Raw genomic sequence first — 23299 nt, forward strand, 5'->3', positions numbered from 1 at the left:
TCTTGATCATTTGGATCATAATAAAGGTTTGGAATGTGTAATCTTGGAATACATATCCATTTCTCGTTGACAAACGATTATTTTTCTGAAATAGTAGCCTAGAGGAATCCTTGTGAAAAAACAAGGATTTTTCTATTGAAAATGGTATATAAAAGAGATAAGATAACTTGCCAAAACGATAGTCGAGGCGTTATTCTATAATAGAAACATATGTTCTGATTTTGGATTAGGAAAGGGGCAAGGAGTTTGGCGAAGCATCAGTTCCAATATAATGAAGATGCGATTCAAGTGTTAGAAGGACTTGAAGCCGTTCGAAAACGCCCGGGTATGTATATCGGGAGCACGGACAGCCGTGGATTGCATCATTTAGTATACGAAATAGTAGATAACTCCGTTGATGAAGCGTTAGCGGGATTTGGCGACGAAATTTCTGTCGTAATACATAAAGATAATAGTATTAGCGTTATAGATAAAGGGCGAGGAATGCCTACGGGAATGCATAAGCTTGGAAAACCTACACCAGAAGTTATTTTAACTGTACTTCATGCCGGTGGTAAGTTTGGTCAAGGTGGTTACAAAACCAGTGGTGGTTTACACGGTGTTGGGGCGTCAGTTGTAAACGCCTTATCTGAATGGTTAGTCGTAACGATTAAGCGTGACGGAAATATTTATGAACAACGCTTTGAAAATGGCGGTGTTCCTGTAACGACGCTTGAGAAAATCGGAAAGACGAAAGAATCTGGTACGACAATGCATTTCAAACCAGATACAACGATTTTCAGCACAACAAATTACAATTATGAAACATTATGTGAGAGATTACGTGAATCTGCATTCTTATTAAAAGGGATGAAAATCTCAATAAAAGATGAAAGAAATGATTTAGAAGATGTCTTTCATTATGAAACAGGAATTGAAGCTTTCGTTTCCTATTTAAACGAAGAAAAAGATTCAATTCACCCAGTTGTATACTTCACTGGTGAACAAAATGGGATTGAAGCAGAACTAGCATTTCAATTTAACGATGGCTACTCAGAAAATATTCTTTCGTTTGTAAATAATGTACGTACAAAAGATGGTGGAACACATGAAGCTGGATTTAAGACAGCGATGACGCGTGTGTTCAATGAGTATGCTCGCAAAGTTTCACTATTAAAAGAAAAAGATAAAAACTTAGAAGGTACAGATATTCGTGAAGGTGTAGCGGCTATCGTTTCTGTACGTGTACCAGAAGAAGTACTTCAGTTTGAAGGACAAACAAAAGGGAAACTAGGTACAAGTGAAGCTCGTTCTTCAATTGATGCCATTGTATCAGAGCATTTGGCTTACTTTTTAGAAGAAAACCCGGACGTAGCCACACTTCTTGTGAGAAAAGCAATTAAAGCAGCGCAAGCACGTGAAGCTGCTCGTAAAGCGAGAGAGGAAGCGCGTACTGGTAAAAAGAAAAAGAAATCAGAAGGTACATTAAGTGGTAAGTTAACACCTGCACAATCACGTAACCCGCAGAAAAATGAACTATACCTAGTAGAGGGTGACTCTGCCGGTGGTTCTGCAAAACAAGGGCGAGATCGACGCTTCCAAGCGGTATTACCATTGCGTGGTAAAGTAATTAATACAGAAAAAGCAAAGCTTGCTGATATCTTTAAAAATGAAGAGATTAATACAATTATTTATGCGATTGGCGGCGGTGTAGGCAATGAATTCGATGTGGAAGACATTAACTACGATAAAGTTGTAATCATGACCGATGCCGATACAGACGGAGCGCATATTCAAGTATTGTTATTAACATTCTTCTACAGATATATGAAACCACTTATCGAAGCTGGTAAAGTGTTTATCGCACTTCCTCCTTTATACAAAGTAAGTAAAGGAAAAGGAAAAAGTGAAGTAATTGAATACGCATGGTCAGATGATGAATTAGATGAAGTAACGAAAAAAGTTGGAAAAGGTTACATGTTACAGCGTTATAAAGGACTTGGCGAAATGAATGCGGATCAATTATGGGAAACAACGATGAATCCTGAAACGCGTACATTAATTCGCGTGAAAATTGATGATGCAGCAAGAGCAGAGCGCCGCGTAACAACATTAATGGGCGATAAAGTAGAACCGCGCCGTAAATGGATTGAGCGCAATGTACAGTTTGGTATGCAAGAAGAAGGAAATATTTTAGAAAATGAAATGATTATGGAGACGGAGGTGGAATAACATGCAAGCAGAGAAGTTTCATGACCTCCCGCTTGAAGACGTGTTAGGTGATCGCTTTGCACGTTATAGTAAATATATTATTCAAGATCGCGCACTTCCAGATGCGCGTGACGGCTTAAAACCAGTACAAAGACGTATTTTATATTCTATGTATGTAGAAGGAAACGTGCACGATAAAGCGTTCCGTAAGTCAGCTAAAACAGTCGGTAACGTTATTGGTAATTATCATCCGCATGGTGATTCCTCTGTATATGAGGCGATGGTACGTTTAAGCCAAACTTGGAAAGTACGTAATGTTTTAGTTGAAATGCATGGTAATAACGGCAGTGTTGATGGGGATCCGGCAGCAGCAATGCGTTATACGGAAGCACGATTATCACCAATTGCATCGGAGTTATTACGTGATCTTGATAAAGAAACAGTAGAATTCGTGTCAAACTTTGATGATACGAGTGAAGAACCGGTTGTTTTACCAGCAGCGTTCCCGAACTTATTAGTGAACGGATCTACAGGAATTTCCGCAGGTTATGCAACAGAAATTCCTCCGCATCATCTTGGAGAAGTTATTGACGCTACAATGATGCGTATTGATAAACCGAATAGTACTGTTGATGATTTATTAACAGTTATGAAAGGACCAGATTTCCCAACAGGTGGTATTATTCAAGGGATTGATGGTATTAAAAAGGCGTATGAAACAGGTAAAGGTAAAATTATTATTCGCGGGAAAGCAGAGGTTGAAACGGTTCGTGGCGGGAAACAGCAAATCGTAATTACTGAAATTCCATACGAAGTAAATAAAGCAAACCTTGTTAAGAAAATGGATGAGTTACGCCTAGATAAAAAATTAGATGGCATTGCTGAAGTACGTGATGAGACAGATCGTACAGGTCTTCGCATTGTCGTAGAATTAAAAAAAGAAGCAAATTCTGAAGGTATTTTAAATTATTTATATAAAAATACAGATTTACAAATTCCATATAACTTTAATATGGTAGCGATTAATAATCGTCGCCCAACGCTTATGACATTACCGAAAATTTTAGATGCATATATTGGCCATCAAAAAGAAGTTGTTACGAGACGTTCACAATATGAATTACGAAAGGCAGAAAATCGTCAACATATTGTAGAAGGTTTAAAGAAAGCATTATCGATTTTAGACCAAGTTATTGAAACGATTCGTGCTTCAAAAGATAAGCGTAATGCAAAAGATAATTTAAGTGCGAAATTTGGTTTTACAGAAGCGCAAGCGGAAGCAATTGTATCCTTGCAATTATATCGTTTAACGAATACAGATATTACAGCGCTACAACAAGAGGCAGATGAGCTTAATAAGAAAATTATTGAGCTACAGGCAATTTTACAAAGTGAAAAAAGATTACTTCAAGTTATTAAAACAGATTTAAAGAGAGTTAAGAAAACATATAGTGATGATCGACGCGCGATTATTGAAGATCAAATCGAGGAAATTAAAATCGATGTAGAAGTGATGATCCCACAAGAAGATGTCATCGTTACTGTAACGAAAGAAGGATATGTGAAACGTACTGGATGGCGCTCACATAATGCCTCAAATGGCAAAGACTTCGGTATGAAAGAGGGTGACATCTTACTTGAACGATTCGATACGAATACGACAGAGACAGTCCTCTTATTTACGAATAAAGGAAACTATATATATCTGCCAGTATACGAAATGCCAGATATTCGTTGGAAAGATTTAGGGCAGCACGTTGCTAATATCGTTTCACTCGACCGGGATGAAACCATTATTTGGGCAACTGTCGTACCGAACTTTGAGGAAGAAAAGCGATTTATCGTATTTGTAACGAAGAACGGTATGATTAAGAAGACAGAATTAAACCAATATAAAGTACAACGTTACTCTAGAGCATTCGTTGCTGTAAACTTGAAAAAAGATGATGAAGTTGTTGATATATTTGCGACAGATGGAACGAGTGATATCGTTCTTGCTACACATGGTGCATATGCACTTATTTTCCATGAAGATGAAGTAAGTCCAGTCGGTGTAAGAGCCGCTGGTGTGAAAGCAATTAATTTAAAAGAAGATGACTATGTCGCTTCTGGTAAACCATTAAATGCTGATAAAGATCAACTTATTCTCGTAACGCAGCGCGGTGCTGTAAAACGCCTAAAAGCATCAGAAATTGAGAAATCAACGAGGGCGAAGCGAGGTCTTGTTATTTTCAAAGAATTAAAACGTAATCCATACCGCATTGTCGGTATTGAAATCGTTCGAGACGATGAACTAGTTTATATGAAGACAGAGAAACATATCGTAGAAGAAATTGATCCGAAAGCGTATCGAAATAAAGACCGGTATAGTAACGGTAGTTTAGTGCTAGATGTTAACGATACTGGTGAAGTTATTGAAACATGGACGAAAAAAAGACCGGAATAAAAAAAGCATCTTGCCATGAATAATGGCAAGATGCTTTTTTCTAGGCAACTTATTATGTAAATAATAATAATCTTGTTATAATAACTGAATGAAATCGTTCTCATGAAGTGGACTTACTACCCACAAATAGCGGGATAAATGGAGGGGCAACATGAAAAAAATAGGTGTAGGGATTGTAGGGTTTGGATTTTCTAGTACAACATTTCACATCCCATTATTACAAACGATAGAAGAATACGATATTCGTGCCGTATTATCTTCAAAAGAAGAGGTAGTAAAAGAAACATTACCGAATGCTAACGTCTTGAGTACAATTGATGAATTGGTGAAGCGAGCTGATATTGATTTAGTTGTTATTACTTCACCAAATACAACTCATTTTCCATATGTAAAAGAAGCAATATTAAACGGTAAGCATGTTGTTGTAGAGAAACCATTTGTTGTTTCAATTGAAGAAGGAGAAGAGCTTATTTCATTAGCAAAGAAACATAATGTGGTATTAAGTGTATATCATAATCGCCGTTTTGATAATGATTTCTTAACGATAAAGAAATTATTAGAAGAGGATAGAATAGGAAATGTATACGCATATGAGGCGCATTTCGATCGCTTCCGTCCACATGTACGTGATCGATGGAGAGAAAAAAACTTACCAGGATCAGGTATATTATATGACTTAGGCTCGCATTTAATTGACCAAGCATTATCATTATTTGGGAAACCAAATGCAATCAGTGCAGATGTAATCAAACAACGACCAGGTGCAGAAATTGATGATTATTTCCACATAGTACTTCATTACGGAGTTAAACGTGTCATTTTACGTAGTAGCAGTTATGTGAAAAAGGCAGGTCCACACTTTACACTGCATGGAGATAAAGGTTCTATCGTGAAATACGGTATGGATTCACAGGAAGAACAATTAAAAAATGGAATGAAGCCAGGCGATAACGGTTATGGGGTAGACATTGAACAGAATTTTGCTACTCTAGAAACAGAAGAAGAGTCAGTACGTATTCCAACAGAAGTCGGCTGTTATGACATGTACTATAAAGGTGTAAGAGATAGTATTATAAGTGGTGAGAAATTACCTGTAACAGCACAAGAAGGTTTAGAAGTTATTAAGCTGATTCAATTAGCGGTTGAAAGTAGTGAAACAGGTAGAGTTATCACTGTAAAATAAAAAAGACACGAATTTCGTGTCTTTTTTATTTTTGTGGAACAGAAAGACCATAGAAAAACATAGTGACAATATCTTGAATATGTTTTTCGCGATCTCCTTCAAGAAGCTGTACCCCAAAATCATCACCTAATTTTGTAAACATTTGAATGTAAAGTAACATCATTTCTTTAGTAAGGTGAGGGTTAATTTCATTTTTTTGCTGTGCTTGTTCTAATATTTCTAAATACCAAGGCAAGATTTTTTCGTTTTGATAACTATAAATAAACTTTCGGAGCTCTTCATCTCTTTGCATCATTTGTAGTAACATATCCGGCTGAAATAACCCACCAGTATTCATTTTTCTTACAATCATTTTTTGCATCATATCATGAAAAGGTAATTTTTCCGCTGCAAGATCTTTATAATATTGAAATTCACATATGATAAATTCTTGTATAAGCTCTCGAAATAACGCATCTTTACTTCCGAAATGATTATAAATGGTTACTTGAGAAACGTTTGCTTCTTTTGCAATATGTTCTATTTTCACTTCATTAAATCCGCGTTCTGAAAATAATAAGAAGGCTGCCTCTTTAATAGCACGTTTTTTCTTTTCTTTCACTTTTTCAAAGCCGTTCAATGCAATCACCTCAATTAAAATATACAAGAAAAAATAATGAAAAACAATAATGTTTGAAATATAGACATATAAATATTTCAAAAAGTTGTTGCGAATATGAAAGATGAGGAGTACAATAATTTTGAAATATCACATATTAAATATTTCAAAAAATGAGGTGGAATGATGATTTCAGTTCAAAATGTCACAAAAAAATTTTCAAATGGAAAAGGTTTGTTTCATATTACATTTGAAGTGAAAGAAGGGGAAGTATTCGGTTACTTAGGACCAAATGGTGCCGGGAAATCCACAACAATTCGTAATTTAATGGGGTTTATAAAACCGACAGATGGTAAAGCGACAATTTTTGGATTGGATTGTTGGAATGAAGCAGCGAAAATTCAAAGAGAAGTTGGCTATCTACCAGGAGAAATCTCTTTTATTGAAGGAATGAACGGATTAGAGTTTTTGAAGTTAATGCAAGGAATGCGTGGGCTAAAGGATACGAAAAGACGAGATGAATTAATAGAACGTCTTCAATTTGATGTGAAAACACCAATTCGAAAAATGTCTAAAGGAATGAAGCAAAAAGTAGGGATTGTCGCTGCATTTATGCATGATCCAGAGGTGTTAATTTTAGATGAACCGACATCAGGACTTGATCCACTTATGCAGCAAGTGTTTATAGATTTAGTAGTAGAGGAAAAGCAAAGAGGAAAAACAATTCTTATGTCTTCACATATTTTCACTGAAATTGAGCGTACATGTGACCGAGTAGCGATTATTAAAGATGGGCGCCTTGTAACGGTTGAAAATATTCATGATTTACAAAGTATGAGACGACAAGTGATAGATGTAACCGTATCATCAGAGGAAGAGATTAAATCTCTTACGCAATGTAATTTACAATTTGAAGCGGTAAAAGGTAGAGAGGCATCGATTATTGTACAAGGAAACTATCAAATTGTTTTACAAACACTTTCAAACTATAATGTAACAGCGCTTCAAACGAGAGCAATGGATTTAGAACATTTATTTATGCATTATTACGATAAGAAAGAAGGGGTAAAGCATGAATAAGCAATTGTTTTTAGCTAGTTTGAAAGAGACGCAAAAAAGTATTTTGAGTTACGCAACTGGTGCAGCCCTATATTTATGGTTGTTAATTTGGATATTCCCTTCAATGGTATCAGCGAAAGGTTTAAATGAATTAATAAGCGCTATGCCTGATAGTGTGAAAAAAATTGTTGGCATGGAAAGTCCGATTCAAAACGTAATGGATTTTTTAGCTGGTGAGTACTATAGTCTATTGTTTATTATCATATTAACAATTTTTTGCGTTACAGTTGCAACACATTTAATTGCCCGGCATGTAGATAAAGGGGCGATGGCATATTTATTAGCGACACCTGTATCTAGAGTGAAAATTGCAATCACACAAGCCTCTGTTCTCATATTAGGACTACTAATTATTGTAGTTGTTACGTATGTAGCGGGCATAGTAGGTGCAGAATGGTTTTTAAGTGATAATAACTTAAATAAAGAATTATTCCTAAAGATAAATATAGTAGGAGGGCTCATATTTTTAGTCGTTAGTGCATATTCATTTTTCTTTTCTTGTATATGTAATGATGAAAGAAAAGCACTTAGCTACTCAGCAAGTTTAACTATTTTATTTTTTGTACTAAATATGGTAGGTAAATTAAGTGATAAGTTAGAGTGGATGAAAAGTCTATCGTTATTTACACTGTTTCGTCCAAAAGAAATTGCGGAAGGAACGTATAATATATGGCCGGTAAGTATAGGTTTAGCTGCGGGAGCGCTTTGTATTTTTATAGTAGCGATTGTATTGTTTAAGAAGAGGGATTTACCGTTGTAGAGTGGAAAGTCCACTATATGAGTGGACTTTTTTTGATAAGGAGGAAACGAATGAGTTGCAGCTATATGTAAATGATGTAGAAAAGTCATTATTGTTTTATAAGAAAATAATTGCTTTGAAGTTGTCGATCCAAATGGATATCTCCTCAGAGTTACGTATAAAAAAGGTAAACATGAAAAATGTTTACCTTTTTTTATGAAAATATTCAAAAAAATGAACCTTTTTCTAGGCTCATACGTCTAATACATGTAAAGTTAAATTTGAAGCGAGGATGAAACAGGAGGAGCAATTGTGAAAGTAATCCCTTTATATAAAATGTTTGTAAAAGAAGAAACAGATGTTTCCTTAGCGAAAAAAGGTGATCATGAAGCTTTTATGACTCTTATACATACAGAAAAAGTGAAGATGTATCGTATTGCAAAGGCTATGTTACGTGATGAGACAAATATAGAGGATGCGATACAAACAACAATTTTAAAAGCCTATGAAAATATAAAAAAATTAAAGAAGGAAGAGTTTTTTCAAACTTGGTTAATTCGAATTTTAATGAATGAATGTAACAACATTATTAGAACGTATAAAAAGATAATTGTGACAGAAGAGAATGATTACAATATGAGTGCGTGCGATCAGTATGAAGATATAGATTTGTGTAATGCGATTCAATCGTTACATGAAGAGTTAAGAGCTGTTACGGTACTTTATTATTATGAAGATATGAATCAAGAGAGTATAGCGAAGCTTTTAGAAGTACCAAAAGGAACAGTGAAATCGAGATTGGCACGTGCGAGGGAACAACTACAGAAACGATTAAAGATGGAATAGGAGGTGCAAAGGATGGATAATGAAAAAATATTTGATGAGAAATTAAAAAAGAGAATAAACGAAGAGAATGTTATAGTACCGCCAGAGTTAAATGAAAAGATTAATCGTACACTACATAGTCTTCCGGTAAAAAAGAAAGGTTACAGAGTTTATATGATGGTTATAAGTGCTGCTGTTCTAGCACTTTCCATTGTGTCTATGTCGGAGTTTTCTGATCAAATTTTTGCTCAAAACGGCGGAGTGTTTGAATATGTAAAGAAAAAGGCATTTTCTGATTACGAAAATGAAGAGGAAATAAAAGCGAATGCAAATTATCCAGATAAAGAAAAGATTCATGAAAAAATGCTAGATTCCATTGATCATTTTAATAATATTTCAGGACAATTTGAGGAATATTCTAGTTCGTCAAGAATTGCTACAACATACAAATATGCGATTGATACGGAGCAACAAAGAGGAATCTCTTCAAAAGAAGACAAGCTAACGAAAAAACGAACCATTATATATAACGAGGGCAAGAAAAAAGAATTTGATGATGAGAAGTATACGTACAAAGAAACAAAATGGAGCCCGAAAGAAAGAAACTATGAACTATTAAAATTAAATCCTACGGAAAGGTTATTGAGAAAATCAGGTGAGAAAAAAAGATATGATGATGAATATGTGGGATTCGCGAAGTATAGTATTCAATCCGAATTTGCTGATCTATTAATCCGATATAAAGATTGGAATTATAAAGAAACGAAGTATCTTGGACTGGATTGCTACAAAATAGAAGGGACAATAAATATAGAAATGCCTGTAAGTACATCTGAAGATTTAAGAGGGAAATTTGAAATGGTTGTAGAGAAAAATACAGGGATTATGCTGAAATTCCTTAGTTTCCACGAAGGTATGATTCAATATTCGATTACAACTGAATGGATACAAATAAACAAAGGATTGAAAGAGAATACATTTCAAAAGGAAAGCACTAATTATGAGAAAGTAAAAAATATATTAGATGAATAGAAAACGGAGGAAACTATATGGAGAATCATTCTTCTTCAAGAGAAAAGAAAAATAAACGAAAATATAAAAAGACAACGATAATAAGTGTATTGTTAGCGATATTATTATTTGGCGGATTTGGATATGGTACTTACGTATATATGAAAACTTCTAATCTCGTACAAAAATCAAATGTTAATTTGGCACGTGGTGAAAAATCAAATTTACGTGAGGAAACGGTAAAACCGATTACTAATAATGTTTCACTTTTAATTATGGGAATTGATGAAAATCAAGAGCGACAAAAGGAGTATAATGGTGCATTTCATACAGATGCACTGCTGTTAGCTACTTTTAATAAAGATGATAAGACTGTGAAATTGACGAGCATACCACGTGATACATACACATATGTTCCGGTTGAAAAGAAAAAAGATAAAATAACGCATGCATATGGAAGTGGTTTCGTTAAAAATGGTAAAGATGGAGGGCCGCAAGCTTCAGTGGAAGCGGTAGAAAAGTTATTACAAGTGCCTGTTGATTATTTTGTAAAGTTTAATTTTAATTCATTTACTAAAATTGTTGATGGATTAGATGGGATTGAAGTAGATGTCCCAGTTGAATTTACGGAGCAAAATAGTAAAGATGAACCTGACGCGATCCATTTGAAAAAAGGACTACAAAAATTAACAGGGGAAGAGGCACTTGCCTTAGCAAGAACGCGTCATATTGATAGTGATGCAATGAGAGGACAGCGCCAACAACTTGTTATGGAAGCGATTTTAAGTAAATTAAAAAGTGTAGGATCGATTACGAAGCTAGAAAAAATAGTTGAGGCGGTTGACGGTGATTTTAAAACAAATTTAGTAATGGATGATATTTTATCTTTTTATAAATACGGTTTAAACAGTTCAGTTGAAAAAATACAATTAGCTGGTGATGATTTATACTTACCTAATGGCCCAAACGGCCAACGTGTATATTATTATAATCCTAATAAAAAAGATCTACAGAGTTTGAGCAATACTCTTAGAACACATCTAGGATTAAGTGAAAAGCAGATTGAGGAGAATTAAAGCAGATGTGATGTCTGCTTTTTTATTACGTTAAATAGTATGTCGTTTATATACAAATGTTATATACTATTTTCAAAATTAACATAATAGTGTAACATAAAGTTAAGGTTTAAGTTACATAACAGAGGGCCATCACATAGAATAAATGTTATTGATGAAAATAGTTTGGGAGAAATGAAAAAATAAGGGAGTATTAAAAATGAGAATTGTAAAGAATTTAACATTTCAAGTTATTGTGGCCATTATTTGTGGTATTGCAGTAGGAGCGATTTGGCCGAGTGTTGGACAAGAGATGAAGCCAATTGGTGAAACGTTCATCAATATGATTAAAATGGTTATTGCACCGATTATCTTTTTAACAATTGTGCTTGGTATTGCAAGCATGGGAAGTATGAAAAAGGTAGGCCGTGTTGGCGGGAAGGCACTATTATATTTTGAAATTGTTACAACAGCGGCTTTAATAATTGGTATCATTGTAGCGAATGTTGTGCGTCCAGGAGACGGATTAGATCCCTCAAAACTAAAAGGCGGAGATGTTTCACAATATGTACAAAGCGGGCAAGAAATGAAATGGATGGATTTCTTTTTACATATTGTGCCGTCTAACATGTTTGAAGCATTTGCAAAAGGTGATATTTTACAAGTTTTGTTTTTCTCCATTTTATTCGGTGCAGGGTTAACGATGTTAGGGAAAAATGGACAACCGGTAATCGACTTTTTTGAAAGATTATCGAAAGTATTTTTTAACATTTTATCAATTGTAATGAAATTAGCACCAATTGGAGCATTCGGCGGGATGGCATTTACAATTGGTAAATATGGTTTAAGTACACTTATTCCACTTGGTAAATTAATGATTTGTGTATATGCAACAATGGCATTATTTGTTTTTATTGTTTTAAATTTCATTTGTAAATTTTATAAATTTAGTTTGTGGAAATATTTAGCGCATATTAAAGAAGAATTACTTATTGTTCTTGGGACATCATCATCAGAATCAGTATTACCGCGAATGATGACAAAGATGGAAGACTTCGGATGTTCGAAGCCGGTAGTAGGTTTAGTCATTCCGACGGGGTACTCTTTTAATTTAGATGGAACAACAATTTATTTATCGATGGCCACTATATTTTTAGCACAAGTCTTTCACGTCGATCTTTCACTAGGTCAACAATTAACGATAATAGCTATTTTGTTAGTTACATCTAAAGGAGCAGCCGCAGTAACAGGTGGAGGCTTTATTGTACTAGCGTCTACTTTATCTGCGATGAATGTTATTCCATTAGAAGGGTTAGCGCTATTACTTGGTGTAGATCGTTTCATGTCAGAAGCACGTGCTATCGTTAATTTAATTGGTAACGGTATTGCGACTGTAGTTGTTGCAAAAAGTGAAAATGAATTTGATGAAGAGAAGTATACGAGAGTAATAGAGGAAATGAAAAAAGAGAAAATGGCCGGATAAAAAGTCAGCTTTGCTGACTTTTTTATTTTTGTAGAAAAGAGGTTTGTTACGATATACATTATTTATTAACAATAATTTACAGGTTTTTTATAGTGGAAGGATATAAAGACTATTAAATCAATACATAAGATTCAATAAGACATAGTGTTTCGAAAGATTATGGAATTTTTATGAATATTACTGTAATAAAATAATTTTTTAAAAATTTTCAATAATAACACTTTACAAAACTCGAAAAATTAGTAGAATAATAGTTAATAAGAATCTTCTGATAAATATATAAAGAAAAACAGAATTATCAGAAAATTCTTAAATGAGAGCGTTAAGAATTAGGGAGGGTACAGAAAGTGAAAAAGAAAAAAATGAAAAAACTAACAGCAGTTGTAGCACCAGTTTTAGCAATGAGTATGGCATTAACAGCATGTTCTACATCAGGTGGAGATAAGAAGACAAGCACAAATTCTAGCTCTGGCGGAGATAGCAAATCAGAAGAAAAATTAGCAGCGAAACAAGTACTAAATCGTACTGAAACAAATGAGATTCCAACAATGGATACTTCTAAAAATACAGATACATTAGGTTCTCAAATTTTAGGGAACACAATGGAAGGTTTATATCGATTAGATAAAGATAACAAACCAATCCCAGCTGCGGCAGAATCAAGCACGAAGAGTGAGGATGGTAAAAAATATACATTTAAACTACGTAAAGATGCAAAATGGTCAAATGGTGATCCTGTAACAGCAAAAGATTTCGTATATGCTTGGCAACGTCTATTAGATCCAAAAACAGCTGCCGAGTATGCATTTATCGCATTCCCAATTAAAAATGCAGAAGCGGTTAATAAAGGTGAAAAACCTGTAGCAGAATTAGGAGTAAAGGCAGTAGACGACCTTACTTTAGAAGTTGAATTAGAACAAGCAGTACCATATTTCTTAAACTTAGTAGCATTCCCATCTTACTATCCATTAAATGAGAAATTCGTAAAAGAAAAAGGAGATAAATTCGGTTTAGAGTCTGACACAACAGTATATAACGGACCGTTCGTACTTACTGATTGGAAGCATGAGCAAGGCTGGAAACTAAAGAAAAACGATCAATATTGGGATAAAAAGACTGTAAAACTAGATGAAATCAACTATAGTGTAGTAAAAGAAGTAGCTACAAGAGTAAACTTATATGATACAAATGCAATTGATTTTGCGCTATTATCAGGTGAATTCGTTGATAAGTATAGAAATAATAAAGAAGAGTTTGGTACATACTCACAAGTAAGTACTTACTTCTTACGTATGAACCAAAAACGTGGCGGACAAGATACACCGTTAAAGAGCCAAAAATTACGTGAAGCCATCGCACTTTCAATCGATAAGAAAAATCTATCAAACGTTATTTTGAATGATGGATCTAAACCTGCGGACTTCTTAGTACCGAAAGGATTAGCAACTGGACCAGACGGTAAAGACTTCCAAGAAACATTTAAAAACGGTATTAAACCAGATGCAAAAAAAGCAGCAGCTGCATGGGATGAAGCGAAAAAAGAACTTGGAAAAGACCAAGTTACAATTGAGCTATTAAACTATGACACTGGTAATGCGAAAAAAGTTGGGGAATATGTAAAAGATCAAATTGAGAAAAACTTAAAAGGTGTAACTGTTAATATTAAACTTCAGCCATTCAAACAAAAGCTGAAATTAGAAACAGAGCAAGATTATGATTTATCATATGCTGGTTGGGGACCTGACTACGCTGACCCAATGACATTCTTAGATATGTTCCAGTCTAATCATTCTCATAACCAAATGAGCTTCGCTGATCCGAAATATGATGATATGATCAAAAAAGCTGGCGGAGAATTAATGGGTGATGCGAAGAAACGTTGGGAAGAGCTAGGAAAAGCTGAGAAATTACTTCTTGAGCAAGATGTAGCACTTGTACCTTTATACCAACGTGGTGATGCATACGTTCAAAAACCAAATGCAAAAGGCATCGTTCACCATAACATTAGCCCAGAGTATAGCTTCAAGTGGGCGTACATGACTGAAAAAGATGGAAAATAATTTTTAAGCAGTGAGGCTATATTTAAGTGGATCTATATAGGTTTCTTAGCTTATTTTGTAGTGAGAATCTCATTATCCACTATAGAAAGATAAAATGATAGAGCATTCTAAAAGTAGACTATTTACTTTTGGAATGCTCTTTTATTATGAGAATACATGCGAATAAATAGATAGATGTAGGAAAGAACTTGTATCGTGATAATCGTAAAGAATACTCGTTACTATCACAAAAAAATAATTTTTAGAATATTTTAAAAATAACTTTACAAAACCAGAAAAATTAGTAGAATATTAATTAATAAGAATTTTCTGATAACTAGTTATTAGAAAATCTCTCAAAAACAGTTTCGTACATATAATTGGGGAGGGTACAAAAATGAAGAAAAAGATGAAAAAGTTCACGGCGGTTGTAGCGCCAGTTTTAGCGATGAGTATGGCGTTGACAGCTTGTTCTGGATCTGGTGGGGAGAAGAAATCAACTACGACGTCTAGCGGTGGTGGGGAAGAGAAAAAATCTGAAATTAAATACGCAGCGAAACAAGTGTTAAATCGTACAGAGAATCAAGAGATTCCGACGATGGATGTTTCAAAATCTACTGATACATTAGGTTCTCAAATTTTAGGGAACACGATGGAAGGTTTATATCGATTAGATAAAGATAATAAGCCAATCCCAGCTGCAGCAGAATCTAGTACGAAAAGCGAGGATGGCAAAAAATATACATTTAAACTACGTAAAGATGCAAAATGGTCAAACGGTGATCCTGTAACAGCGAAAGATTTCGTATACGCATGGCAACGCTTACTTGATAAAAATACAGCGGCAGAATATGCGTTTATCGCTTACTATATTAAAAACGCAGAGGCAATTAATAAAGGTGAAAAACCTCTAACAGATTTAGGAGCAAAAGCGGTAGATGATTATACGCTAGAAGTAGAATTAGAAAAACCAGTGCCGTATTTCTTGAATTTAATGGCATTCCCATCGTACTATCCTTTAAATGAAAAGTTCGTAAAAGAAAAAGGGGACAAGTTCGGTTTAGAAGCAGATACAACGTTGTATAACGGACCGTTCGTTATGGCTTCATGGAAACATGAACAAGGATGGCAGCTAAAGAAAAATGATAAGTACTGGGATAATAAAACTGTGAAATTAGAAGAAATTAACTATAGTGTAGTAAAAGAAGTTGCGACGAAAGTAAACTTATATGATACAGGATCAATTGATTTCACGCTATTATCAGGGGAGTTCGTTGATAAATATAAATCGAATAAAGAAGAGTATGGTGAATATTCAGAAGCGAGTACATTCTTCTTACGTTTAAATCAAAAACGTAATGGACAAGATACACCGTTAAAGAGCAAAAAACTACGTGAAGCAATTGCATTATCAATTGATAAAAAAGGTTTAGCAAACGTTATTTTAAATAACGGTTCAAAAGCAACAGATCAATTAGTACCAAAAGGGCTTGCGACAGGACCAGACGGTAAAGATTACCAAGATACGTTTAAAAATGGTTTGAAATATGATCCGAAAAAAGGAGCAGCAGCTTGGGAAGCAGCGAAAAAAGAACTTGGAAAAGATCAAGTGACAATTGAATTACTAAGCTATGATGATGGAACAGCGAAAAAAATTGCTGACTACTTTAAAGATCAAATTGAGAAAAACTTAAAAGGTGTAACGGTTAATACGAAAATTCAGCCGTTCAAACAAAAACTAAAATTAGAATCAGCACAAGATTATGAAATTTCATTTGCTGGTTGGAGCCCAGATTATTCGGATCCAATGACATTTATTGATATGTTCGAATCGAAGAGCCCATATAACCAAATGAGTTATTCGAATCCGAAATATGATGAAATGGTGAAAAAAGCAGGTAATGAGTTAATGTCTGATGCGAAGAAACGTTGGGAAACGTTAGGTAAAGCAGAAAAATTATTACTTGAAGAAGATGCAGGGATGGTACCTTTATATCAAACAGGTAGAGCATATGTAATGAAACCAAATATAAAAGGCATTGTGAAACATAACATTAGTCCAGAGTATAGCTTTAAGTGGGCTTATGTAACGGAAGGTAAATAATAAAAAGAGCGTGTTTAAAAGTAGATAAGTTATTTTTAACACGCTCTTTTTATATTCAATTAAATAGAGAAGAATAAGAAATGTGGTACTGACATATAGTAGATGGGGGAGAATTCGTATAGTAATAATAGTAAAATACATAGTTACTATAAAAATAAGATAATAAAAACTTTAAAAATGAGGGTAATTAATAGCGTGTTAATTGGTGAAAAAGTATTAATGATTATGTTCGTAGAAAATCTCTCAAAGTTAGTTTCGTACATATAATTGGGGAGGGGACAAGAATGAAGAAAAAGATGAAAAAATTCACGGCAGTTGTAGCACCAGTTTTAGCGATGAGTATGGCTTTAACAGCATGTTCTTCTGGATCTGGTGGGGAGAAGAAACCGACTACAACGTCTAATAATGGTGGAGAAGAGAAGAAATCTGATATTAAATATGCGGCAAAGCAAGTGCTAAATCGTACAGAAACGAATGAAATTCCGACGATGGATACTTCAAAAAATACAGATACACTTGGCTCACAAATTTTAGGGAATACAATGGAAGGTTTATATCGATTAGATAAAGATAATAAGCCAATCCCAGCTGTAGCGGAATCTAGCACAAAAAGCGAGGATGGCAAAAAATATACATTTAAATTACGGAAAGATGCAAAATGGTCAAATGGTGATCCTGTAACAGCGAAAGATTTCGTATTTGCATGGCAACGTCTAGTAGATCCAAAAACAGCTGCTGAGTATGCATTTATTGCTTACTATCTTAAAAATGCAGAAGCGATTAATCAAGGAAAAGGAGAAGTTTCGACATTAGGTGTAAAAGCGGTAGATGATTATACGCTTGAAGTAGAACTAGAAAGACCAGTACCATATTTCTTGAACTTAATGGCATTTGCGTCATACTATCCATTAAATGAAAAGTTCGTGAAAGAAAAAGGGAATAAATTTGGTTTAGAGTCTGATACAACACTTTATAATGGTCCATTTGTGCTTACTGATTGGAAGCATGAGCAAGGTTGGAAATTAAAGAAAAATGAGCAGTATTGGGACAAAAAGACTGTCAAACTAGAAGAAATCAATTATAGTGTAGTAAAAGAAGTAGCTACAAGAGTAAACTTATTTGATACAGGTGCAATTGATTTCGCGCTATTATCAGGTGAATTCGTGGATAAGTATAGAAATAATAAAGAAGAGTTTGGGGCCTATTCGGAAACAAGTACGTTTTACTTACGTCTAAATCAAAAACGTGGTGGGCAAGATACACCGTTAAAGAGCAAAAAACTACGTGAAGCAATTGCATTATCAATTGATAAGAAAGCTTTAACGAATGTTATTTTAAATGATGGTTCAAAACCAGTGGATTACTTAGTACCAAAAGGTTTAGCAAGTGGACCAGACGGTAAAGATTTCGCAGAAACGTTTAAGAATGGTTTAAAACAAGACTCCAAAAAGGCAGCAGCAGCATGGGAAGAAGCGAAAAAAGAACTTGGAAAAGATCAAGTGACAATTGAACTTTTAAATTATGATACTGGTAATGCGAAAAAAGTTGGGGAGTATGTAAAAGATCAAGTTGAAAAGAATTTAAAAGGTGTGACAGTAAATATTAAGTTGCAACCATTTAAGCAAAAACTAAAATTAGAATCAGACCAAGATTATGATTTTTCATATGGTGGCTGGAATCCAGATTATGCGGATCCAATGACATACCTTGATATGTTTGAAACAAAAAATTCGCAAAACCAGATGAGCTACTCAAATTCAAAATATGATGACGTTATTAATAAAAGTAAGACAGAATGGATGGCTGATGCAAAAAAACGTTGGACAGAATTAGGGAAGGCAGAGAAATTGTTACTTGAGGAAGATGTAGCACTTGTACCTTTATATCAAAGTGCTAAATCATATGTTATGAAACCGAATGTAAAGGGAATTGTGAAACATAATATTAGTCCGGAATATAGCTTTAAATGGGCGTATATTGAAGAGAAATAAAAAAGAGAAGAGCATTTTCAAGTTGCGGTATCGCACTTGGGAATGCTTTTTTATGTGCACTAATTATGGATGGGTGAATATATGTATTATAGAAAATTTAAAGGAGAATTTTATGAAACGAAACACATACATCGATTTCCTAGCTTATTATGGAATAGGGAGTGCTCATCCTGGTGGTTTTACGTTAACAAAACAACTGTTAGCACAATTGCCTTTTAGATATGGAGCAAATGTCCTTGAACTCGGCTGCGGTACGGGGAAAACAGCAGCGTATATGACAAAAGAGTGTGGTTATAAAGTAACGGCGGTTGAAAAGAATGAAATTATGATTCAAAAGGCGAAAGATAGATGGTTGTTTGAAGGACTAGACATTCAATTAATTGAAGGAAATGTAGAGCAATTACCTTGTTTACATGATTCATTTGAGTTCGTACTCGGAGAATCGATACTCGCTTTTACAGAAAAAGAAAAGGTTATTTCAGAGTGCTATCGTGTATTACAGAAAGACGGTAAGCTTGTTGTCATTGAAATGATTATTGATAGGCACATCGATAAGGGAGAGGAAGAAAAAATCGCTCAATTATACGGGATGAAAGAACTATTAACTGAGAGCGAGTGGGTACAATTATTTCAGAAAGCAAATTTTCGGCGGGTTACTATTGCTGGCGGTGGTACAATTGCAGAAACAATCTCTAGCTATATAGAAGAGCCGGAATGGAATGTATCACAATTTATTCCGAATGAGTTATATGAGGCATGGGTGCAACATGAAAATGTACGACTTATGTATCAACATATTTTAGGTCATCGTATTTTTATATGTGAAAAATAAAGAAAAAGAGTTGGCTAAAGATAGTCAACTCTTTACTTATGTTAAATGAAAAATAATGCAGCTAATGTAATTCCGAAGATGAACCCAAATCCGAGTTCAACACCCCAGCCGCCGCCACCACAATTACTACAACCACGACCGCCACATCCACAGCCGCTGAATCCACCACCACAACCAAATCCGCAACTATCACATCTGCTAAGGCCGCCGCAAAGGTCGCAACCACCATTTGCATAAGCGTCATAGTATCCGAATCCTGAATCAAAAGATGAGCGCTGTTGCACCGGTTCAATCCATACAGAGCTTTGTGTCACATCGATTATTTTACCTAAATGTATACGGCCATCACGGTCTTCAATCCGAACCACTTTTCCGAAGTAACGTCGGCATGTATCATAACATTTTTGTCTATGCATATTCATTCCTCCTTCCCCATTACAGTAATACGATATGTAAGGGGGACAAGTGCGGCTTGTACGAATGCCCTAACTATCATAATTGTTATAGGAAAGGGGAAATATAGGAAGAGGATATATAAGGAGGAAAAGGCATGAAATCTACAGATCAGTTTCAGACATACGAAGTACCGTGGGAAGAATTTATTGAAGCATTGCGAGAGGAAATGAAAAAGCAAGTAGGGACAGATATTATTGATACAGTAGTTTGCAATTTAGAAGATGGTTTTGAAGTGTATACATATGTGCAGGGGGATTTGGATTTTGAATATAAGGAAGCGCTGGAAAGGAAATACGGGAGTGATGCAAAAACTCCTAACGTGTTAACGATTATGTTATTAGCTGGCATTTATCGTACAAGTGAAGAGAATATACGCTTACATGCGGATCATAAAGATAATCCGATTGTTGAAGTGTATGTGAAGAAATGAAACACGCTGTGAAAGGCGTGTTTTTTAATTTTATGATAAAATGTTAGAAAATTAAGAAAGATGGTGGTGGTTTGAAAATTAAACATCTTAATTTAACAGTTGCAGATGTAGTAGCCGCGAGAGAGTTTTTAGAAAAGTATTTTGGCTTAACTTGTAGCGGAACAAGGGGAAATGGCTTTGCAGTTATGCGTGATAATGATGGATTTATACTAACTTTAATGAAAGGAAAAGAAGTTCAGTATCCAAAAACATTTCATGTAGGATTTCCACAAGAAAGTGAAGAACAAGTAAATAAGATAAATCAAAGATTGAAGGAAGATGGATTTTTGGTTGAAGCTCCTAAACGTGCACATGCGTATACGTTTTACGTTGAAGCACCTGGTGGATTTACAATAGAAGTGATGTGTTAAGTCAAAAATCAAACTTTTTGTTATGTGTTTTTAAAATAAAAAGTAGGAAAAGTCTGTTTTAAGTGTAGAGCTTAAACAGGCTTTTTTACTTATATGATCGGATAGAAAACGCTAGAAGGAATCATATTCAGTTTTTATAACTGTTTACATAATAAAGTTATGCTGCGTTCGTTGTCCTAAAATACAAGTCATATATCTTGTATCCTCTCATAAATTTAAACATAGGAATTTGTCTACAAAGGTGGCGAAGCCTCATCATGAAAATTCGAATTTGTGCCACATTCATGTTGTTTCTATTTATATGGTTACATCCTTTTTGGACTTTTGCAAAAGGAGAGGAGGCAAAGGAAAGGGTCGTTTCACTTGTATATGATGATTCGGGCAGCATGAGAAATAACGATCGCTGGAAATATGCCAATTATGCTTTGCAAAGTTTAGTTGCGCTATTAGATGAAAAAGATAAATTTTCTTACGTTCCAATGAGCAAGCCGAATGATCCATTAAACATTTCGTTAACGAAGGATAAGAGACAAACGGAAATTGAGGGAATTGGAGCGTGGAAAACGTATTTAAATACTCCGTTTAGCGCAGTAGAAACGGCGATGCAATCTATAAAAAAGGAAGCAGATATAGATGGGAAACGTGAATTTTGGCTTATTGTCTTAACTGACGGGGCATTTAATGATTTAGAGAAAGATAAGATTGGCGGAAAAGAACAAATTACACAGAAGTTAGCACAGTTTAAGAAAGAAATGGATGCAAAAAAGATATCATTACATCCAATTTTAATTACGATGGAAGAGGATTTAGGACAGCAAGAAAAGGCACAACTAAATACGTTTAAAGAAATATGGAAGAAAGAGATAAATGGAGTTACGATGCCATCTAGTGGAGAGGATGGTATTGTAAAAAGCGTCAATCAAGTGGCGGCATTAGTTGCAAATCGTGATCCGTTCTCCTCTGTTGAATCGATTGTAAAAACGAAAGTAGTAGGGAAGAAAGTAGAGATTACAACACCATTTCCGTTAAAGCGTATGACGCTTGTGCGACAATCGCCTTCTCTGCCCGATTATCAGGTCACACAAATTTCTAAACCATTACAATTACAATCTTCTTTTTCCATACATGCACCAGGTGAAGCGAAATTGTTCGGAAATATAGTTCATATCAGTACGGAAAATGAAGAAGTTATTAAACCAGGAACGTATACGATAGAAGTGGACCGAGATATTGAGAAAGAAGGATTACAAGTACTAGTCGAACCGGCACTTAATTATACTGTTTCTACTTATGACAAAGAGGATAAGGATAGAAAAAATGTTGAGGAAATGTATGAAGATGTGACAGCTGTTATTGAAGCAAAACCTACTGAGTTACCAGTTCAGTCTTCTTACTTTCAGGCTGAAGTAGAAATAGACGGGAAGCAATATGCGATGAAGTGGGACGATAAAAGACATGTATTTTATTACGAAACGAAGCTTACTAAAGGATTAGTACGCGGGAAAGTTCATATGAACATAAAGGGGTTTTACAGACAGACGAAAGAATTTAAAATCGAAACAACGAAAAAGCCTAAATTATCACTTCAAACTGTCACGAAAGATTATGAAGAAAAAGTAACAAATTTAGAGAATAGTAAACCATTTATTATACAACCACAGTTAGATGATAAGCCGATGACAGAAGAGGCTGTAAAAAAACTATTAAAATCTACTGGTGTCACATCTAAACAATCAATCAACTATGAAATAAAACAGCATGGTAATCAAATTTATATTTATCCTCGACCGCATTACTCCGACACGTTCAATTTTACAGATACCGGCACCGTAGAAGCTACCATCGTAGTGCAGGATTCAAAATTACCAAAAGTAAAGAAAGATATAACACTCCATATTCAAAATGCGCCGTTTTATGAAAAGTATGCGCTTATTTTTAAGCTTGTTATTCCTATCACTTTATTACTGTTAATAGTAGGAATAATCGTTTTAGGATGGATTGTCCGTCCAAGATTTCACCGGAAAGCATTATTGTATTACGAATGGGATCAAGAGGTAGCGAAAGATTGGTTATATCAATCTGAGCCAGAGTTACTCAAAAATAAATGGTGGAAACATTATTTTGGTATTCCGTATAGAGCAGAAAGAAAGACTGTGCAATCCGTTACGTTTATAGCAAAGAAAGGATCGAAATCGATATTTGTAGCGAAAGAGTCACAAGTAGTAGGAATGATTATTGATGGGATGTTTATAACAGAGGATGAGGTTGGAATGGAACATAAGACACTATATCCAAATGAACTTTTAGTAATTGATAGAGGATATGGTAAGGAGATTTACAAATACGAGTGTGAATAGTAGATGGGGAAAAGAGGAGAGTATTATTTTT

At 34.7% G+C, this 23299-nt stretch carries 18 protein-coding genes; 16 read left to right on the top strand and 2 right to left on the bottom strand.

What is annotated here, in order from left to right; genetic code table 11:
* Positions 1–246: 246 nt before the first annotated feature.
* From parE to PQF83_RS17070, 3 genes are all read left to right on the top strand, one after another.
* Complete coding sequence (gene parE, locus PQF83_RS17060) at positions 247–2211, top strand: DNA topoisomerase IV subunit B (protein ID WP_001062205.1); 1965 nt, start codon at positions 247–249, stop codon at positions 2209–2211.
* A 1-nt stretch (position 2212) separates the two neighbouring features.
* Positions 2213–4636: a DNA topoisomerase IV subunit A gene (parC, locus tag PQF83_RS17065; protein ID WP_001147475.1), complete on the top strand. Its 2424-nt coding sequence runs from the start codon at positions 2213–2215 to the stop codon at positions 4634–4636.
* Positions 4637–4787: 151 nt separating this feature from the next.
* A complete protein-coding gene (locus tag PQF83_RS17070; protein WP_000719752.1) occupies positions 4788–5819 on the top strand; it encodes an oxidoreductase in 1032 nt (343 codons plus the stop codon).
* 25 nt (positions 5820–5844) lie between these two features.
* Here PQF83_RS17070 and PQF83_RS17075 read toward each other — a convergent pair whose 3' ends face one another.
* A complete protein-coding gene (locus PQF83_RS17075; protein WP_141402929.1) occupies positions 5845–6447 on the bottom strand; it encodes a TetR/AcrR family transcriptional regulator in 603 nt (200 codons plus the stop codon).
* A 156-nt stretch (positions 6448–6603) separates the two neighbouring features.
* Here PQF83_RS17075 and PQF83_RS17080 point away from each other — a divergent pair, with 156 nt between their 5' ends.
* The 10 genes from PQF83_RS17080 (at position 6604) to PQF83_RS17125 (ending at position 19615) form a co-directional block, all read left to right on the top strand.
* Positions 6604–7497, top strand: a complete 894-nt coding sequence (locus PQF83_RS17080; protein WP_000626591.1) for an ABC transporter ATP-binding protein — start codon at positions 6604–6606, stop codon at positions 7495–7497.
* A complete protein-coding gene (locus tag PQF83_RS17085; protein ID WP_001041449.1) occupies positions 7490–8296 on the top strand; it encodes an ABC transporter permease subunit in 807 nt (268 codons plus the stop codon). Before PQF83_RS17080 ends, PQF83_RS17085 begins: the two co-directional genes overlap by 8 nt.
* A 291-nt stretch (positions 8297–8587) precedes the next feature.
* Positions 8588–9121 carry a sigma-70 family RNA polymerase sigma factor gene (locus PQF83_RS17090; RefSeq protein ID WP_000864717.1) on the top strand — a complete coding sequence of 178 codons (534 nt, stop codon included), beginning with the start codon at positions 8588–8590 and terminating at the stop codon, positions 9119–9121.
* Between the two features lie 12 nt (positions 9122–9133).
* Positions 9134–10132, top strand: a complete 999-nt coding sequence (locus PQF83_RS17095; RefSeq protein WP_000368233.1) for a hypothetical protein — start codon at positions 9134–9136, stop codon at positions 10130–10132.
* Positions 10133–10149: 17 nt separating this feature from the next.
* Positions 10150–11187: an LCP family protein gene (locus tag PQF83_RS17100; protein ID WP_000427602.1), complete on the top strand. Its 1038-nt coding sequence runs from the start codon at positions 10150–10152 to the stop codon at positions 11185–11187.
* Between the two features lie 199 nt (positions 11188–11386).
* The gene (locus PQF83_RS17105; RefSeq protein ID WP_001223620.1) at positions 11387–12649 is read left to right on the top strand and encodes a dicarboxylate/amino acid:cation symporter; all 1263 of its coding nucleotides are present in this window, start codon (positions 11387–11389) and stop codon (positions 12647–12649) included.
* Between the two features lie 347 nt (positions 12650–12996).
* Entirely contained in the window at positions 12997–14709 is a 1713-nt protein-coding gene (locus tag PQF83_RS17110) for a peptide ABC transporter substrate-binding protein (RefSeq protein WP_000727520.1), read from the top strand.
* A gap of 376 nt (positions 14710–15085) precedes the next feature.
* Positions 15086–16792 (top strand): peptide ABC transporter substrate-binding protein, encoded by a 1707-nt coding sequence (locus tag PQF83_RS17115; protein WP_000728446.1) that lies wholly within the window; start codon positions 15086–15088, stop codon positions 16790–16792.
* Positions 16793–17076: 284 nt separating this feature from the next.
* On the top strand, positions 17077–18783 hold the full coding sequence (locus PQF83_RS17120; protein ID WP_000728474.1) for a peptide ABC transporter substrate-binding protein: 1707 nt from the start codon (positions 17077–17079) through the stop codon (positions 18781–18783).
* Between the two features lie 112 nt (positions 18784–18895).
* Positions 18896–19615 (top strand): class I SAM-dependent methyltransferase, encoded by a 720-nt coding sequence (locus PQF83_RS17125; protein ID WP_000828279.1) that lies wholly within the window; start codon positions 18896–18898, stop codon positions 19613–19615.
* 41 nt (positions 19616–19656) lie between these two features.
* Here the strand turns inward: PQF83_RS17125 and PQF83_RS17130 are convergent, their stop codons facing one another.
* Complete coding sequence (locus PQF83_RS17130) at positions 19657–20031, bottom strand: hypothetical protein (RefSeq protein ID WP_000554991.1); 375 nt, start codon at positions 20029–20031, stop codon at positions 19657–19659.
* Between the two features lie 134 nt (positions 20032–20165).
* On the opposite strand from PQF83_RS17130, the gene PQF83_RS17135 reads away from it, so the two are divergent.
* The 3 genes from PQF83_RS17135 to PQF83_RS17145 all read left to right on the top strand — a co-directional run bounded on the left by PQF83_RS17135 (position 20166) and on the right by PQF83_RS17145 (position 23268).
* Positions 20166–20501 carry a hypothetical protein gene (locus PQF83_RS17135; protein WP_000842907.1) on the top strand — a complete coding sequence of 112 codons (336 nt, stop codon included), beginning with the start codon at positions 20166–20168 and terminating at the stop codon, positions 20499–20501.
* 71 nt (positions 20502–20572) lie between these two features.
* Entirely contained in the window at positions 20573–20911 is a 339-nt protein-coding gene (locus PQF83_RS17140) for a VOC family protein (RefSeq protein ID WP_000693975.1), read from the top strand.
* 257 nt (positions 20912–21168) lie between these two features.
* Positions 21169–23268: a vWA domain-containing protein gene (locus PQF83_RS17145; protein WP_000702084.1), complete on the top strand. Its 2100-nt coding sequence runs from the start codon at positions 21169–21171 to the stop codon at positions 23266–23268.
* Positions 23269–23299: the final 31 nt, after the last annotated feature.

Origin of the sequence: Bacillus sp. FF-1 (assembly GCF_028548245.1) — a bacterium.
Classification (GTDB): Bacteria; Bacillota; Bacilli; order Bacillales; family Bacillaceae_G; genus Bacillus_A; species Bacillus_A paranthracis.

What these genes read in the sequence shown, in the direction of transcription:
- parC (WP_001147475.1), top strand. Translation starts at nt 2,213, where the DNA reads ATGCAAGCAGAGAAGTTTCATGACCTCCCGCTTGAAGACGTGTTAGGT.
- PQF83_RS17070 (WP_000719752.1), top strand. Translation starts at nt 4,788, where the DNA reads ATGAAAAAAATAGGTGTAGGGATTGTAGGGTTTGGATTTTCTAGTACA.
- PQF83_RS17080 (WP_000626591.1), top strand. Translation starts at nt 6,604, where the DNA reads ATGATTTCAGTTCAAAATGTCACAAAAAAATTTTCAAATGGAAAAGGT.
- PQF83_RS17085 (WP_001041449.1), top strand. Translation starts at nt 7,490, where the DNA reads ATGAATAAGCAATTGTTTTTAGCTAGTTTGAAAGAGACGCAAAAAAGT.
- PQF83_RS17095 (WP_000368233.1), top strand. Translation starts at nt 9,134, where the DNA reads ATGGATAATGAAAAAATATTTGATGAGAAATTAAAAAAGAGAATAAAC.
- PQF83_RS17100 (WP_000427602.1), top strand. Translation starts at nt 10,150, where the DNA reads ATGGAGAATCATTCTTCTTCAAGAGAAAAGAAAAATAAACGAAAATAT.
- PQF83_RS17105 (WP_001223620.1), top strand. Translation starts at nt 11,387, where the DNA reads ATGAGAATTGTAAAGAATTTAACATTTCAAGTTATTGTGGCCATTATT.
- PQF83_RS17115 (WP_000728446.1), top strand. Translation starts at nt 15,086, where the DNA reads ATGAAGAAAAAGATGAAAAAGTTCACGGCGGTTGTAGCGCCAGTTTTA.
- PQF83_RS17120 (WP_000728474.1), top strand. Translation starts at nt 17,077, where the DNA reads ATGAAGAAAAAGATGAAAAAATTCACGGCAGTTGTAGCACCAGTTTTA.
- PQF83_RS17125 (WP_000828279.1), top strand. Translation starts at nt 18,896, where the DNA reads ATGAAACGAAACACATACATCGATTTCCTAGCTTATTATGGAATAGGG.
- PQF83_RS17130 (WP_000554991.1), bottom strand. Translation starts at nt 20,031, where the DNA reads ATGCATAGACAAAAATGTTATGATACATGCCGACGTTACTTCGGAAAA.
- PQF83_RS17135 (WP_000842907.1), top strand. Translation starts at nt 20,166, where the DNA reads ATGAAATCTACAGATCAGTTTCAGACATACGAAGTACCGTGGGAAGAA.
- PQF83_RS17145 (WP_000702084.1), top strand. Translation starts at nt 21,169, where the DNA reads ATGAAAATTCGAATTTGTGCCACATTCATGTTGTTTCTATTTATATGG.